The organism is Acinetobacter sp. CAU_H_78 (assembly GCF_058599365.1).
The window spans coordinates 1,710,821-1,726,188 of record NZ_CM178652.1 but is presented as its reverse complement, the minus strand read 5'-3'; the positions used below and the strand labels follow the sequence as shown (position 1 = coordinate 1,726,188).

Sequence of the window (15,368 nt, the reverse complement as noted above, 5' to 3'; positions counted from 1 at the left end):
ACAGGGAGGTATCATCAAGCCAACAGAAGATTTTTGTTACTTTGCATAGCAGTGCTATTCATCTTTCAAAAGTAAGAGAAGAATTTCAAGTGCTAATAAGCTTTTTCATGAAGTTATTGGAAAAATCGAATTTCAGTATTTTATTCAATTTTAACTTTGTAGTGTTTATGCCTTACTTTTGACGGGCCAAAAGTAACAAAACCCCTTTGTTAATCTGATGGCACGTCCATGTGCCACAGATCAACGAGCGACATCCTGTCACCATTCTCTATAGCTAGTGCTTAGTAGAATTTGAATAAAGAGCTGTTAAGGTGGATTTGTAATGTAAGATCATTTGCTTAGTAGATAAAATAAAACCCTCAAAAAGAGGGCATTATTTACTTAGGAATTTAGCTTAACGAAGTCGAGATAACCAGTCACCGACACTTTGTACAATCTGTACCAAGATCAACAAAACAATTACAGTCATGATCACGACTGAGGTATCAAAACGCTGGTAACCATAAGAAATCGCTAAGTCGCCAATACCACCAGCACCAACTGCTCCAGCCATCGCCGTTGCACCAATCAGACTGATGGTTGCAGTAGTGAGGTTAAGAATGAGTGAGCTACGCGCTTCCGGCAGAATAAACTTAAAGATAATCTGCATTGGTGTTGCACCCATCGCCTGAGCAGATTCGATAATGCCTTCATTCACTTCCAGCAGAGAGGTTTCTACCAGACGGCCGATATAAGGACCGACATAAATAGTTAGAGGTACAATCGCTGCCCAAGTACCAATTGATGTTCCGACCAAAAACTTGGTTAGTGGAATCACCGCAATTAGCAAAATAATAAATGGCAGGGAACGCAGTGCATTCACAATCGGGTTTAGAGCATGGTAAATCACACGGTTTGGCAGAATCCCGTTTGGACGAGTGACGAGTAAAATAATCGCCTGAATAAAGCCCCAGATACAGCCAAACAGCATTGCGAAGAACACCATGTGGAAAGTTTCTTGTAGTGCTGTGACAAACTGATCCATCGACAGCGAACTTTTCCAGAATGGCGCAGTAATAGTGGTCAACCACTGTACAATTAAGTCTCTCATTCTTGTACTCCTGCTTGATCTACTTGTACGCCATTATCTCTTAGATATTGCATCGCTGCTGTGATTTGCGCTGGATCGCCTAAAAGTTGGATAAACATCTGGCCAATCACCGACCCATTAATTTCTGTCATATTGGCAAACAGGATATTCAAGCTGATATCAAACTGTTTAATCACACCTTGAATCACGGTTTCCTGCGCTGAGCTGCCCAGGAATTTTAAACAATAAATACTGTGATGATTTTGGTTTTCCAGATTCGCCAGAATATTCACTGGCAAGTTTTGCTGAAGTACAGTCTGAATGAAGTTTTTCGTAGTCGGATGCTGCGGCTGACTAAAGATCTGTAAGGTAGAACCTGTTTCAATCACATCGCCTTTTTCCATAACAGCAACATAATCACACACGGTTTCAATCACATCCATTTCATGGGTGACCATAACAATGGTAATGCCTTGTTCCTGATTAATCCGTTTGAGTAGTTGCAGTACAGATTTAGTAGTTTGCGGATCTAGAGCAGAAGTTGCTTCATCACATAACAAAATTTTTGGGTGATTTGCCAATGCACGAGCAATACCAACACGTTGCTTTTGACCACCGGACAGTTCATCCGGGAAAGCATGACGCTTATGTTTTAGGTCAATAAAATCCAGCAGTTCTTCGAGACGTTTTTCCCGTTCAGCCCTACTCCAGCCAAGCAACTTCATTGGCATTTCAATATTGGCAGCCACTGTTTTAGTCTGCATCAAGTTAAAATGCTGAAAAATCATGCCGATCTGGGTACGTTCCTGACGCAATGATTTGGCATCCAAAGCAGTAAAGTCCGTGCCATTGATAATCACCTGACCAGAAGTAGGGCGTTCAAGCAGATTAATCAGGCGGATCAGGGTACTTTTACCGGCACCACTATAGCCAATAATGCCAAAGATACTGCCGGTTGGAATCTGTAAATTAATCCGATTCAAGGCACGTAAGGTTTGACCCTTGAGCTCATACTGTTTGGAGATGTCTTTAAATTCAATCATAGTGTCAAATACTGCATCACGAATAAAAAAACAGGCAAGAAATCTTGCCTGTTCTGAATATTGATTATTGTATTACTTTTCTTCGGTTAAATAAGTCACTGGTTTATTTACAGCAACTTTAGTACCACCGAAGTGTTCATCAACATAGGCTTTCACAGCAGGAGTATGATACAACTGGCCAACTTTTTGAAGTACAGGATCATTTTGACGGTCAGCAGCGACAGCTAAAATGTTAACATTCATTTTAGTACTTTGATCAATCGCTTCGTAATAGATCGCATCTTTCAATACGTTCAGACCACCTTCCATTGCCAAAGTATTACCTAGAACAATCGCATCTACTTCATCTTTCACACGGACTGCAGTCGCCATTTGAATTGGCTTGATGACAATCTGTTTCGCATTTTCAGTGATGTCAGCAGGCGTACCTTTTACCAGGTCAAAGTTTGGTTTAAGTTTTACCAGACCCGCAGATTGTAAAAGTAACAATGCACGTGATTCATTCGCGCCATCGTTAGGAATAGCAATTGTCGCACCTTGCTTAAACTCTTCAACTTTTTTCACTTTGCTTGAGTAAATCCCCATTGGCTCAAGATAAGTCGTAGAAAGTGGAGCGATCTTTTGAGTATTGGCGTCGTTATAAGCAACCATATAGGCATAAGACTGGAAGGCGTTGACATCAATTTCTTTGTTGGCAACAGCAGTATTCATCGCCACATAGTCAGTAAAGTTTTTCACATCAAGCTTGATGCCGGCTTGTTTAGTTTCAGGCAAAGTTGAAATGTAGCGCCATACGTCAGCATCTGAACCAGTCGATGCCATAGTAACCGTTTGCAATTCACCTGAATCTTTGTTTTGTGCTGCGTCCGTTGCAGGCGCTTCTTGTTTTCCGCATGCAGTTAAAGTCAGTACAGATGCACTGAGTAAAACGCCAAGTAGCTTTTTCATAAAGATGTCCTAATTTTCGTGTTGCCTAAAGTATATGCATTTTAAGGTCATGTTAAAGTGGAGTTTTATTACACTTTCATCTGACTCTAGATCGATGTCGCATGTGGCTCCGGCAGGGAAAATGCAAATGTACTGCAACAGTTCACGTTAATTCGATCGGGTCAGAGTTCACCAAACCACTATATCGGTTTTCTATTTAGAGAGAGTAAATAGAGATTTTTAAAAGATATAATCGTATTTGGTGCTCTGAATGAGCGCAATCATAGCAATTATTATTTATTCAATATAGTGGATAAAAAGTATTTACTTATCTTTTTAATAGAATATTAATTAGATGAAAATGATCAAAATATTAATGAATACAATATATTATTTTTATTGAAGATAAGGAAAAATTCCAAACCGCTTAAATATTGATCTTTATAAGATTTTATCCAATAGAAATCATAAAAATGAATAAACATGGGTAAATCTACTAGCTCATTGAGCTACTGAAAGATCTTTTTTAATAAACGCTTAAGCAGGATTTAAGCCGTGTTTTATTTAACTGAGTAATTACTTTGATTGATTTCATACAATACATGCCAACATAAAGGGTGATCCTCTGGCAACTTTGGATGCAGAAATTCTTGAGTTTTTAGCATGCCTATCTTTTTCATCACCGCTTCGGATGGTGTATTGACTGTGGCAGTAAACGACACAACTTTATCCAAACCTAAAGTGGTAAACGCGTAATCCAATACTGCACGTGCACCTTCAGTCGCATAACCTTGATGCCAATATTTTTTTGCTAGCCGCCAGCCAATTTCAATACAGGGTGAAAACTCAAACAATTTAGGTTGGGGTTGCAGCCCAATAAAACCAATAAATTCTTTAGTCTCTTTTAGCTCAACTGCCCATAAACCCCAACCATGCTGATCAATCTGCCGAGTCACTTTTTCGATAAATTGTAAACTTTGTTCAGGTGTCAGTAGGGCGGGAAAATAACGCATCACATCCTCATCTGCACACATTTGAATAAATGGGGCAGTGTCGGATTCTTGCCATTGGCGGAGGATTAGGCGAGGGGTTTCGAGATGAATAGTCATACAGTATCTGTTTATCGTCTTATTGACTCACTTTCCAGTAGGTAAAGTTCATTGATTAATAAAAACTCTCTATGAAGTTGGGAAATTGACTTATCAACTTCACTATGTGCTCGTTGATTCCGATATGCTTTAAATGTATTTACAAACAGTCGACCAATAGCGGTTGAGGAATCCTCATTTTCTGATTCCCACTTAAAGGGGGATAACTTATTTTTCTTTAAATCAGAACAAAAGGAATCATCCATAAGAGAAGCAGAAAATTTTTTTGAATCAATTTTTGCCCGCACAATGTCTTCTAATCGAGTATAAGCTTTCATAATAGCCGAATCTGCATCATCGCGGAATTTTAAGGCTAAATCCAAAATTCTCGGATCAATTAAATTCAATGGTAATTCTGAAGGATAATAACGATCTATATTCAAAGGTTCTTTGAATATGACTTCTAAATTATTGATATAATTGTATATTGTGTTAGTTCTAATGTTAGGGTTGTTTAAAATTAACTCTATATCACTATCCGTTAAAGCATTTCGATTTATAGTTTCGAATAATTTTTGTGTAATAACCACTTCTTTTATTTCAATTTCATGTCGCCTTAAAAGGTTTAATGCTTTAACAAATCCTTTATATCCCTCAGATATATAATCTGATCGGAATCCAAAACGGATAAGATATAAGTGTCGGTATGCTTTTACTAAAAAACAGTGAGTTTGATCATATGTTAAAACGATTGCACTTTCGATTTGCGCTTCGAATTGAATGATCATAGCAATAGCTTCAATACAATCTTGAGTATAAGGCGTTCCTAAATACTGAATTGTGTCAGAAGGTTTATTAAATAAATTCAGCATATATTTTTATTAGGTAAGTAATTTGATTAAATCATATAATAAAAACCCCGCACTAAGCGGGGTTTTTATTTAATCTGAATATAGATTAAGCATTTTCACGAGCAATCGCGCGATAACCAATATCTTTACGGTATTGAACACCATCAAACGTTACTTTTCGGCAAAGTTCTAAAGCTTTGGCTTGCGCTTCACCAATGGTATTACCCAGTGCAGTGACACAAAGAACACGACCACCCGCAGTGACAATTTCACCTTTTTCATTGGCTTTTGTACCTGCATGGAACACTTTCGCATCAGTCATTTCAGTATCTAAACCAGAAATCACATCGCCATTACTAGAAGTTTCAGGATAGCCTTTAGATGCTAGTACGATACCAACAGTTTTACGCTCATCCCATTCAGCTTCTGCAGGTAAATTACCTTCAAGACCTGCTTGAACCAAATCAACTAAAGATGATTTTAAGCGCATCATGATTGGTTGAGTTTCAGGGTCACCAAAACGACAGTTAAACTCGATTACTTTCGGTTGACCTTGGTCGTCAATCATCAAGCCTGCATACAAGAAACCTGTGTATACGTGACCGTCTTTTTTCATGCCTTCCACAGTTGGACGCATCACTTCATTCATTGCTTTTTCAAACACGTCAGCAGTTACAACAGGAGCAGGAGAGTAAGCACCCATACCGCCCGTATTTGGACCTTGGTCACCTTCAAAGATACGTTTATGATCTTGAGACGTCGCCATTGGCAGAATGTTGTCACCATCAATCATACAAATGAAAGATGCTTCTTCGCCTGCAAGGAATTCTTCAATCACCACACGAGAACCGGCATCACCAAATTTATTTCCTGCCAGCATGTCATCAATCGCATCAAATGCTTCTTGATTGGTCATGGCAACAATTACGCCTTTACCCGCAGCAAGACCGTCAGCTTTGATCACAATTGGCGCGCCATTTTTCTCAACAAAAGCTTTTGCTGCATCTACTTCAGTAAATACATCGTAGAAAGCAGTTGGAATGTTATGGCGTTTTAAGAAGTGCTTCGCGAATGCTTTAGAGCCTTCCAGCTGAGCAGCAAATTGAGTTGGACCCCAAACTTTCACGCCTGCTTCGCGGCAAGCATCAACCACACCATTCACAAGCGGTGCTTCAGGACCCACAATAATCATTTCAACTGTATTGTTTTTTGCAAAATCAATGATGGCAGGATTGTCGAGAATGTCCAAAGCGACATTTTCACATTTATTTTCAGTTGCGGTGCCTGCATTGCCCGGTGCAACAAATACCTTTGCCACTTGATCGTCTTGTGCGATTTTCCATGCAAGTGCATGTTCACGGCCGCCACTACCTAAAACTAAAATGTTCATCTTTAGAAAATTCCCTCGAAAATGAAATTCCACAAACCCAATGAGGTTTAAAAATCTTTTAACATCTTATAGCAAGATATTAAATAATCTACTGATGTAACAAACCCTCCTTACGAAAAGGAGGGTTTGGAATTTAATACTTAAAAATTAGTGGCGGAAATGACGCATGCCAGTAAATACCATTGCAATACCAGCTTCGTCAGCTGCTGCAATAGTTTCTTCATCACGCATTGAGCCACCTGGTTGGATGATGCATTTGATGCCAGCTTTAGCCGCGTTATCGATACCGTCACGGAATGGGAAGAATGCATCAGATGCCATTACTGCACCTTCAACCACTAAACCAGCGTGTTCAGCTTTGATTGCAGCAATACGAGCAGAGTTTACACGGCTCATTTGGCCAGCGCCCACACCGATAGTTTGACGGTTTTTCGCATAAACAATCGCGTTAGACTTCACGTATTTTGCAACTTTCCAAGCGAAGATCATGTCATCGATTTCTTGTTCAGTTGGAGCACGTTTAGTCACAACTTTCAAGTCATCTTTAGTGATCATGCCCAAGTCTTGATCTTGAACCAGTAAACCACCGTTTACACGTTTGTAGTCAAGTTGTGGAGCACGTTCGTTAATCGCTGGAAGTTCGCCACATACCAGTACGCGTACATTTTTCTTCGCGCCAGTTACTTCAAGTACGCCTTCAGCGATGCTAGGAGCAATGATCACTTCAACGAATTGACGATCCACAATTGCTTGCGCAGTTGCAACGTCTAATTCACGGTTGAATGCAATGATGCCACCGAATGCAGATTCAGGGTCGGTTGCATAAGCAAGATCATAAGCTGCTTTGATGCCATCTAGAGAAACTGCAACACCACATGGGTTCGCATGTTTTACGATCACACAAGCAGGTTTCGCAAATGATTTCACACATTCAAGTGCAGCATCAGTATCCGCGATGTTGTTATAAGAAAGTTCTTTACCTTGTAGCTGCTTAGCAGTCGCAACAGAAGCTTCTTTCGCAGCAGGATCTACATAGAAAGCAGCAGACTGATGCGGGTTTTCACCGTAACGTAAGTCTTGAGCTTTGTTTAATTGAGTATTGAAAGTACGCGCAAATTTGTCTGCCTGACCTTCTTCTTTACCTACGCGAGCGCCTAAGTAAGATGCGATCATACCGTCATATTGAGCAGTATGTTCGAATGCTTTAACCGCAAGGTCAAAACGGGTTGCATAAGATAAAGCACCATCAGCTTTAAGCTCAGCAATTACAGTTGCATAGTCAGCAGCGTTTACCACGATACCCACAGATGCGTGGTTTTTTGCAGCAGCACGAACCATTGTTGGACCACCGATGTCGATGTTTTCAATCGCATCAGCCAGTGAACAGTTTGGTTTCGCTACAGTTGCAGCAAATGGATACAGGTTAACAACGACAAGATCGATCGCATCGATGTTGTGTTCAGCCATCACAGCTTCGTCTAGACCACGACGAGCCAGGATGCCACCATGAATTTTCGGATGTAGCGTTTTTACACGGCCGTCCATCATCTCTGGGAAACCAGTGTGCTCCGAAACTTCTACTACAGCGACATTATTGTCTTTCAACAATTTGTATGTACCACCTGTAGATAAAATTTCTACCCCAAGAGCAGCAAGGTCTTGTGCAAATTCCACAATACCGGTTTTATCGGAAACAGAGATTAAAGCGCGTTTAATAGTCATGATCTTCGTCACAGTTACCAAGGAACAGATTAAATCTAAATAGCTAATTAACAGTCAAAAAAAATGCCTGCGGTAGCCGCAAGCATTTTACCATTTATTCACTCATTAAACCGTGAGCTTTTAACTTTTTACGTAAAGTACCGCGGTTTAGTCCGAGAATCTCGGCAGCGCGTGTCTGATTACCACGCGTATATTCTAGAACGACAGATAATAAAGGCTTCTCCATTTCTGCCAGCACCATGTCGTACACCTGAGAAGGTTGCTCGCCTTGCAGTTGTGCAAAGTAGTGGCGAACTGCGCGATCTACGTGAATACGAAGAGCGACATCAGATTGTGCAGTAAAAATAGGAGATTTGCTATTCATGCGAATTAATCCGAAAAATCAAATATCACTTGGGTAAAGCGATATATAAAAGTGGTCTAGAAATTGAAATGAACTCCATTTTAGATCCTAAAACTGGAGTTCTAAAACTTGGTCATTACATTGAGCTTGTAGCTTGCCACATCTCGACGATTTGGTCGAAAAATAAGCGTAACAATAGTTAAAGTTTTGTTACTGACCAAAATCAAAACAAAAAAATCTGCTCGATACGCAATAAGTTTTATAGCGCATTAGGCAAGACTGTATTTGTTGTGAAAAAGTAGCGAGGAGTTTGCAGCACATAGCTTTCGTGGCGCGTATAATACCATTGTCTCGGGAAAAGTGAGCAAGAAAACTGCATTTTTTTTAACTTTTTTTTCGTTTTTTAATAGTTTTTATCAATATTAAGGTCGAATTATTTCCAAACTGTAATTATCGAAGTCTTTACGGTCGACAGGAAGCACAAATTCAAATTTAAATGGGCTGTTTTGGGGAATACGTTGAATCTTGACCAGGCTTTCGATCAGGTATTCCTGAGGTTTTAAATTATAAGTCGCCAAAACCACACCCTGATCTTTAAGGTGAACTCTCAAGTTTGGCATTTCCAGACTGCGCTTGTGGAAATTGATCAGCTCGCCACTAAACTGGGTTTTATCTGTGGCAATCGCTTTGGCTTTGACCTTATTGGTATTGATCAGATTGTAATGTTCTTCCAGATTGGAACAGTTGAACACTTCACAGATATTGTTAAAAGCCACACTCATCACATGACTATTCTTAATATAGTGCGGATTGAACCAGAAGAATTGAAATAACAGTAATCCAAATAGGGACAGGTTCAGGCTGGTCCAGCCTAAATAATAAAGCGGGCCTTTATTGTGCTGTTTATCAGCCTGATCATCCCAGTTCATGCTAGGGAGGACTGCAATCGGTTCGGTACTGAAATAATTCAGGTTGTTCAGATAGGTTTTCAGATCAATATTTGAGTTTTCAACTTTTTCATCAAAGATGTTCAGTAAATAGTGCTGACCTGAAGAATTAGCTGAAGAAGTAGATTCGGCGAGGCTTCTATTAATATAAGAAACATGACTTGGCGTATGGGTAAGGGCGACCGAATTCTGTGCTTCGGTCACCAGATGCGATAAAGCATTAAAGGTCGTACTACATTTTGGGCAGCAAACCATGCCTTGGGCAATGGTTAATTGCGCAACCGTAACTTTATAGGTTGTAGAGCAGGTCGGGCAGTGGGTTCGCTTGTCACTCATAAATGTTTTATAGACTCTTTAATTCTTATGGCGTTTCCCCGAGATACGGCACCAGTGTTCATCGCGTTTTTCTACTTCTAATATATCAAAATGTTTTGAGTAAATGCTAGTAACATCAGCAACTTGCTCTTCGATAACACCTGCGAGTGCGAACTCTGCCTCAGGTTTGACCAATTCTGCGAACTCAGGCTCAAGCATCATGAGTGGGCCAGCCAGAATATTGGCAACAAACACATCTGCTTTCTGCTCACCAAGTTCTGCATTGAACTTTTCCGGTAAACCAACATAAAGTCGATCCAATACGCCATTCAGTTCAGCATTCTGTTTAGTCGCTAAAACAGCTTGTGGGTCAATATCAGTTGCATAGGCATATTTGGCACCGAGTAACAGGGCCGCGACAGCCAGAATGCCTGAACCACAGCCATAATCGATCACGATCTTGTCTTTTACATCGGTTTTACCCAGCCATTGCAAGCAAAGGAAAGTAGAGGCATGGTTACCTGTACCAAAAGCTAAACCTGGATCAAGTTTAATATTCACTGCATCTGCTTCAGGCACTTCCATCCACTCTGGAACAATCCAGAATTTTTCAGAAATCTGGATTGGCTCGTAGGCATCCATCCAGGTGCGTTCCCAAGCTTGATCTTCCAGGAATTCATGGCGGATCGGTGCTTCAGGTAGTTGTGCGCGAATAAAGGTTTCCAATGCAGCTACATCGATTTCTTCTTCGTCATCTTCTTGAGCATAGATGCCAGTCACGATCACTTTATTCCAGAGCGGTGTTTCACCTGGAAGTGGTTCCAGTAAATCCTGGTTTTCAGCATCATCCAGAGTGACACTTACGGCGCCCAGTGAGCTAAGTAATGTTTCAGTAAAATCTACCTGAGCTTGATCAACTGTAATATGAATTTGTAACCACTTCACAGAAATAACCTTTATACATTTTTTCAAAAAGCTATTGTAACGGAAGTTCAGCTTGAAGGTGTGATCTTCTTGAGACGGAGTCAAATAAAAAGGATGCTTTCGCACCCTTTTTACGAAAACCGGTTAAAACGCATTTTCTTGAGTGGGAGAGATGGTAGGGCGTGCAGCTACTGGAGCAAAGCGATTCAGTAATAATCCAAAAATAGCCGCGAAGATATACATAAAGATTGAATAAACCGCAGCGGGCATAGCAACTACAGTGCTGGACATGACAGTAAGTGCAATAGTCATGGCGAGTGTGCTGTTATGAATACCGATCTCGAAGGCGCTGGCACGTGCCTGAGCGGAATTGATATTCATCAGGCGTGGAACAAAATAGCCAATCATTAAGCTGAAGAGACAGAACAGGGCGGTTGCTAAACCCACCTGAGTCAGATATTCGGCAATATTGGCGCGTTCACTATAAATTGCTCCTGCAATAATCAGCACCAGAAAGAGGACTGCAAAAATGCGGAGAGGCTTGTTTAACTTTACTGTAAGCGCAGGCGCATAATGACGAATCAACATACCAATCGCGACTGGTATAATAATGATACCAAACACTTGCAGAATCTTTCCGAACTGCAAGCTGATCTGCTGACTGTCCTGCATAAAATGCATAATGGAAAAGTTCATAATTAAAGGCAAGGTAAATGCAGCAACCACCGAATTGATCGCAGTCAAGGTAATATTGAGGGCTAGATCGCCTTTAAACAAATAGCTGAACAGATTTGCGGTACTGCCACCTGGCGATGCGGCCAGCAACATCAGACCAACAGCAAGTAAAGGTGGTAAAGCCAGAACTTTACATAGAATGAAAGCAATGCTTACCAGTAGAATTAATTGACAAAACAAGGCAACCAGCACTGCTTTAGGGTGCTGACTGACCCGGGCAAAATCTTTAAGCGTGAGTTCGAGTCCTAATCCCACCATGATGATGGCGAGTGCGAGGGGGAGGAATATTGTTATGATGCCAGAGTCCATCTGTATGCTCCTTATAGAAATTTATTTTAATAGTTTTAAATTTTCTATAAAAAGCATACAGCTTAAGCAGGAAATTGACTTAGAAAGTTACAAATCTGATAAACGACTCTTGCCACTATAGCTAAGTTTCTGCTGACTAATCATAAAGCCAAAAATACCAGCAAAAACGTACATGACAATTGAATAAATACCCGCAGGGATGGCAATGGTGACATTATTCAGGACAGAAATCGCAATCGTCATGGATACAGTCGTATTATGAATGCCGACTTCGAAGGTGCAGGCGCGTGCCATCTTGTCTGGAATATCCATTAATAAAGGCAGGCAATAACCGAGAAACAGGCTGGAAAAACATAATATGGAAGTAGCAATCCCGATACTGGCAAAATATTCGATGATGTTAAAGCGCTCTTGGAAAATGGCATAGATCAAGAGCATGCTTAAAAAAGCGATAGATAGCAGCCGCATTGGCATATGTACAATATCTGAAAGCTTTGGAAATTTTGCCCGAATCAACATGCCGATCACAACCGGAATAATCGTAATCAGAAAAACCTGAGCCATTTTTTCAAGTGGTAAGCCGATGCCGGTATCCTGTCCTATAAAATAGTACAGGGACAGGTTCATAATAAAAGGTAAGGTAAAAATAGAAATAATCGTATTGATGGCGGTTAACGTGATATTAAGTGCAACATCACCTTTATAAAGATAACTCAGCAGATTGGCAGTAGCACCTCCTGGAGAGGCAGCCAGCAGCATCATGCCTACAGCAAGCAATGGCGGCAGATCCAGTACCAGACAGATTAAAAAGGTTAAACCGGTTAAAATCACCAGTTGTGAGAATAAGACAATGAAAATCACCTTAGGATAACGGCTAACATGTAGAAAATCCTTGATTGTTAACTGTAGTCCTAACCCCATCATCGTAATTGCCAAAGTAATCGGCAAAAATAAGCTAAAAACCCCCGAATCCATGAAGTTTCCTTTTTATTATTCATTTTTTAGGTATATTTTGAGTTTAGCGTAGATGAATAAATAAGCAATATAAAAACGGGTAAAATTTATGCATTTTACCCGTTAAGTTTCTGATTAAAAATATATTTAATTAGCTATATAGTGATTTACATCCCTGATTGAGATGGGGTTTGAGGCTGAGTTTGCATTTGTGACTGTGGACGTGGAGGGGTAAAGCCTAATGCACATTTACCATTGACCTGAGTGCCATTAATGGTTGCAGAAGTTTCGCCGCCTGAACTACAAGATGTATAAAGTTCAGGTTCATCGCCTTTGATATTGGTTGATGATGAAGGGAAGAACTGTTGCTGACAGGTACCATTCCAGATAATACCGCGGTAAGCAAAACTTACAGGAGCACCCTCTGATTTACCTTTACAAACTTGCTGGTATTTTTGGGCATTATAAACCTTTTCGACTTTATCATTTGCTGAGGCTGCAAATGGAGCGAAACATAGACCGCAGAGCGCTGTTGCTAGGAAAATATTCTTATTCATCATGTATACCTTTGTTTGTAATGTGACCACTTTATAGATTAAAAACTAATCAATATTAAACAATATGAGTCGGGTAACTTTTTGAGTTTAGATGTTTAATTTATATAGTAAGTATGCAAAGTTTAATTACATTGCTTTATAGGCGGGCAGGGCAAATTCCGAAGGATAAATTCAAGTGATTTTGTCAACTTTGGAAGGAAGTTTGCTATAATGTTCAGCTATCCTTTTTCTATCTCTCTATTTACCACTATGCACTATCCTAAAGTATACGATGTCATTGTTATCGGTGGCGGTCACGCAGGTACGGAAGCAGCACTGGCTGCAGCACGTATGGGTCGACAGACATTACTCTTAACTCATAACATTGAGACTTTAGGGCAGATGAGCTGTAACCCAGCCATTGGCGGGATCGGTAAATCACATTTAGTGCGTGAAATTGATGCCTTGGGCGGTGCGATGGCACTGGCTGCCGATAAAGGCGGTATTCAATTCCGTATTCTGAATTCACGTAAAGGCGCTGCAGTACGTGCAACTCGTGCGCAGGCTGACCGTGTTCGTTATAAAGCGGCAATTCGTGAGACTTTAGAAAATCAAGCGAACCTGGATATTTTCCAGCAAGCGGCAGACGACCTGATTGTTGAAGGCGATACTGTTAAAGGTGTCGTGACCCAGATGGGTATTCGTTTTGATGCGAAAACTGTAGTGCTGACTGCGGGTACATTCTTGGGTGGCGTGATTCACATTGGTTTAAACAATGCTTCAGGTGGTCGTGCAGGTGATCCTCCTTCAATTTCGTTGGCACATCGTTTACGTGAATTGAACTTGCCAGTAGGTCGTTTAAAAACAGGTACGCCACCACGTATTGATGCGCGTTCAGTTGATTTCTCTGTAATGACACCACAACCGGGTGATTTCCCGTCTCCAACCATGTCATTTATGGGTGATGTGTCTATGCACCCTGAACAGGTAAATTGCTACATTACTCATACCAATGAACGTACTCATGAGATTATTCGGGGCGGTTTAGATCGTTCACCAATGTATACCGGTGTGATTGAAGGTGTAGGTCCACGTTATTGCCCATCGATTGAAGATAAGATTCATAAATTTGCTGATAAAGACTCTCACCAAGTATTCCTTGAGCCTGAAGGCCTGGATACACATGAGCTTTATCCTAACGGTATTTCAACATCTTTACCATTTGATGTTCAGTTTGAATTGGTACGCTCAATCCGTGGTATGGAAAATGCGCACATTCTTCGTCCAGGTTATGCAATCGAATACGATTATTTCAACCCTCAAGCGTTGAAGTTCACTTTGGAAACCAAAGCGATCAATAATCTGTACTTTGCTGGTCAAATCAACGGTACAACAGGTTATGAAGAAGCGGGTGCTCAAGGCTTGCTTGCAGGCTTGAACGCAGCACGTCGCGCTTGGGATCAGGAACAATGGACACCGAAACGTGATGAGGCGTACATGGGTGTACTGGTTGATGACTTGATCACACTAGGTACTAAAGAACCGTACCGTATGTTCACTTCACGTGCGGAATACCGTTTGATGCTACGTGAAGACAATGCGGATCAACGTTTAACACCGATCGGTCGTGAAATGGGTCTGGTAGATGACGAACGTTGGGCAGCTTATTGTGAAAAAATGGAAGCTGTAGAGAAAGAGACAGGTCGTTTGCAACATCTTTGGGCTGCACCAAACAACCCAATGGGTAAAAAATTCGTGGAAATGACAGGTGCTGATCTTTCTAAAGAGTGTTCTGCGATTGATTTGCTGAAACGTCCAAACATCACATTTGCTCAAATTGCAGAGCTCACAGGTTCTGAAGTTTCAGCGCAAGTCGGTGATCAAATTGAAATTGCGGTGAAATACGAAGGTTATATCAACCGTCAGCATCAAGACGTTGCGCAAATGAAACGTTTAGAGGAAACCAAGATTCCTGCTGATTTTGACTATGATGTTGTTTCAGGTCTTTCTCGCGAAATTACCTTGAAGCTGAAAGATATTCGTCCTGAAACACTGGCTCAGGCAAGCCGTATTCCGGGTGTAACACCAGCAGCAGTTCAATTGGTGATGATCACTATTCGTAAGAATGCTCAAGCGAAAAAATTTGCTTAAGATTTTGAATTAAAGAAGCCCGTGTAATGCGGGCTTTTTTATTTTTAAAGATCATCATCACTTT

At 40.7% G+C, this 15,368-nt stretch carries 14 protein-coding genes; 1 reads left to right on the top strand and 13 read right to left on the bottom strand.

All coding sequences use genetic code 11. The features are described from left to right. Positions 1–394: 394 nt before the first annotated feature. The 13 genes from AC4MCD_RS08405 to AC4MCD_RS08345 form a co-directional block, all read right to left on the bottom strand. On the bottom strand, positions 395–1,090 hold the full coding sequence (locus AC4MCD_RS08405; RefSeq protein WP_004786199.1) for a methionine ABC transporter permease: 696 nt from the start codon (positions 1,088–1,090) through the stop codon (positions 395–397). Continuing rightward, positions 1,087–2,112, bottom strand: coding sequence for a methionine ABC transporter ATP-binding protein (locus AC4MCD_RS08400; RefSeq protein WP_347453937.1), 1,026 nt, complete (start codon positions 2,110–2,112; stop codon positions 1,087–1,089). Before AC4MCD_RS08400 ends, AC4MCD_RS08405 begins: the two co-directional genes overlap by 4 nt. Positions 2,113–2,184: 72 nt before the next feature. Next, complete coding sequence (locus AC4MCD_RS08395) at positions 2,185–3,060, bottom strand: MetQ/NlpA family ABC transporter substrate-binding protein (RefSeq protein WP_005235248.1); 876 nt, start codon at positions 3,058–3,060, stop codon at positions 2,185–2,187. Positions 3,061–3,599: 539 nt separating this feature from the next. After that, complete coding sequence (locus AC4MCD_RS08390) at positions 3,600–4,148, bottom strand: GNAT family N-acetyltransferase (RefSeq protein ID WP_419365736.1); 549 nt, start codon at positions 4,146–4,148, stop codon at positions 3,600–3,602. Positions 4,149–4,159: 11 nt separating this feature from the next. Continuing rightward, a complete protein-coding gene (locus AC4MCD_RS08385; protein WP_419365735.1) occupies positions 4,160–4,999 on the bottom strand; it encodes a TIGR02391 family protein in 840 nt (279 codons plus the stop codon). Between the two features lie 85 nt (positions 5,000–5,084). After that, positions 5,085–6,368 (bottom strand): phosphoribosylamine--glycine ligase, encoded by a 1,284-nt coding sequence (gene purD, locus AC4MCD_RS08380; protein WP_419365734.1) that lies wholly within the window; start codon positions 6,366–6,368, stop codon positions 5,085–5,087. Between the two features lie 147 nt (positions 6,369–6,515). Then, the gene (purH, locus tag AC4MCD_RS08375) at positions 6,516–8,090 is read right to left on the bottom strand and encodes a bifunctional phosphoribosylaminoimidazolecarboxamide formyltransferase/IMP cyclohydrolase (RefSeq protein ID WP_419365733.1); all 1,575 of its coding nucleotides are present in this window, start codon (positions 8,088–8,090) and stop codon (positions 6,516–6,518) included. A gap of 94 nt (positions 8,091–8,184) precedes the next feature. Further along, a complete protein-coding gene (fis, locus tag AC4MCD_RS08370; protein ID WP_001086304.1) occupies positions 8,185–8,454 on the bottom strand; it encodes a DNA-binding transcriptional regulator Fis in 270 nt (89 codons plus the stop codon). Between the two features lie 401 nt (positions 8,455–8,855). Continuing rightward, a complete protein-coding gene (locus tag AC4MCD_RS08365; protein ID WP_419365732.1) occupies positions 8,856–9,716 on the bottom strand; it encodes a DUF3426 domain-containing protein in 861 nt (286 codons plus the stop codon). Positions 9,717–9,734: 18 nt separating this feature from the next. Then, positions 9,735–10,640 carry a 50S ribosomal protein L11 methyltransferase gene (gene prmA, locus AC4MCD_RS08360; RefSeq protein WP_419365731.1) on the bottom strand — a complete coding sequence of 302 codons (906 nt, stop codon included), beginning with the start codon at positions 10,638–10,640 and terminating at the stop codon, positions 9,735–9,737. A 123-nt stretch (positions 10,641–10,763) separates the two neighbouring features. Beyond that, positions 10,764–11,663 carry a bile acid:sodium symporter family protein gene (locus AC4MCD_RS08355; protein WP_180017654.1) on the bottom strand — a complete coding sequence of 300 codons (900 nt, stop codon included), beginning with the start codon at positions 11,661–11,663 and terminating at the stop codon, positions 10,764–10,766. Between the two features lie 87 nt (positions 11,664–11,750). After that, positions 11,751–12,638 (bottom strand): bile acid:sodium symporter family protein, encoded by an 888-nt coding sequence (locus tag AC4MCD_RS08350; protein ID WP_419365730.1) that lies wholly within the window; start codon positions 12,636–12,638, stop codon positions 11,751–11,753. Positions 12,639–12,784: 146 nt separating this feature from the next. Then, positions 12,785–13,174 carry a hypothetical protein gene (locus tag AC4MCD_RS08345; RefSeq protein ID WP_419365729.1) on the bottom strand — a complete coding sequence of 130 codons (390 nt, stop codon included), beginning with the start codon at positions 13,172–13,174 and terminating at the stop codon, positions 12,785–12,787. Positions 13,175–13,423: 249 nt separating this feature from the next. Between AC4MCD_RS08345 and mnmG the strand changes: the two genes are divergently transcribed. After that, entirely contained in the window at positions 13,424–15,304 is a 1,881-nt protein-coding gene (gene mnmG / locus AC4MCD_RS08340; RefSeq protein ID WP_419365747.1) for a tRNA uridine-5-carboxymethylaminomethyl(34) synthesis enzyme MnmG, read from the top strand. The last annotated feature ends 64 nt before the right edge of the window (positions 15,305–15,368 follow it).

Bases quoted from the DNA above. Each gene is read 5' to 3' on its own strand.
- AC4MCD_RS08405 (WP_004786199.1), bottom strand. From the start codon at position 1,090: ATGAGAGACTTAATTGTACAGTGGTTGACCACTATTACTGCGCCATTC.
- AC4MCD_RS08400 (WP_347453937.1), bottom strand. From the start codon at position 2,112: ATGATTGAATTTAAAGACATCTCCAAACAGTATGAGCTCAAGGGTCAA.
- AC4MCD_RS08395 (WP_005235248.1), bottom strand. From the start codon at position 3,060: ATGAAAAAGCTACTTGGCGTTTTACTCAGTGCATCTGTACTGACTTTA.
- AC4MCD_RS08390 (WP_419365736.1), bottom strand. From the start codon at position 4,148: ATGACTATTCATCTCGAAACCCCTCGCCTAATCCTCCGCCAATGGCAA.
- AC4MCD_RS08385 (WP_419365735.1), bottom strand. From the start codon at position 4,999: ATGCTGAATTTATTTAATAAACCTTCTGACACAATTCAGTATTTAGGA.
- purD (WP_419365734.1), bottom strand. From the start codon at position 6,368: ATGAACATTTTAGTTTTAGGTAGTGGCGGCCGTGAACATGCACTTGCA.
- purH (WP_419365733.1), bottom strand. From the start codon at position 8,090: ATGACTATTAAACGCGCTTTAATCTCTGTTTCCGATAAAACCGGTATT.
- fis (WP_001086304.1), bottom strand. From the start codon at position 8,454: ATGAATAGCAAATCTCCTATTTTTACTGCACAATCTGATGTCGCTCTT.
- AC4MCD_RS08365 (WP_419365732.1), bottom strand. From the start codon at position 9,716: ATGAGTGACAAGCGAACCCACTGCCCGACCTGCTCTACAACCTATAAA.
- AC4MCD_RS08355 (WP_180017654.1), bottom strand. From the start codon at position 11,663: ATGGACTCTGGCATCATAACAATATTCCTCCCCCTCGCACTCGCCATC.
- AC4MCD_RS08350 (WP_419365730.1), bottom strand. From the start codon at position 12,638: ATGGATTCGGGGGTTTTTAGCTTATTTTTGCCGATTACTTTGGCAATT.
- AC4MCD_RS08345 (WP_419365729.1), bottom strand. From the start codon at position 13,174: ATGAATAAGAATATTTTCCTAGCAACAGCGCTCTGCGGTCTATGTTTC.
- mnmG (WP_419365747.1), top strand. From the start codon at position 13,424: ATGCACTATCCTAAAGTATACGATGTCATTGTTATCGGTGGCGGTCAC.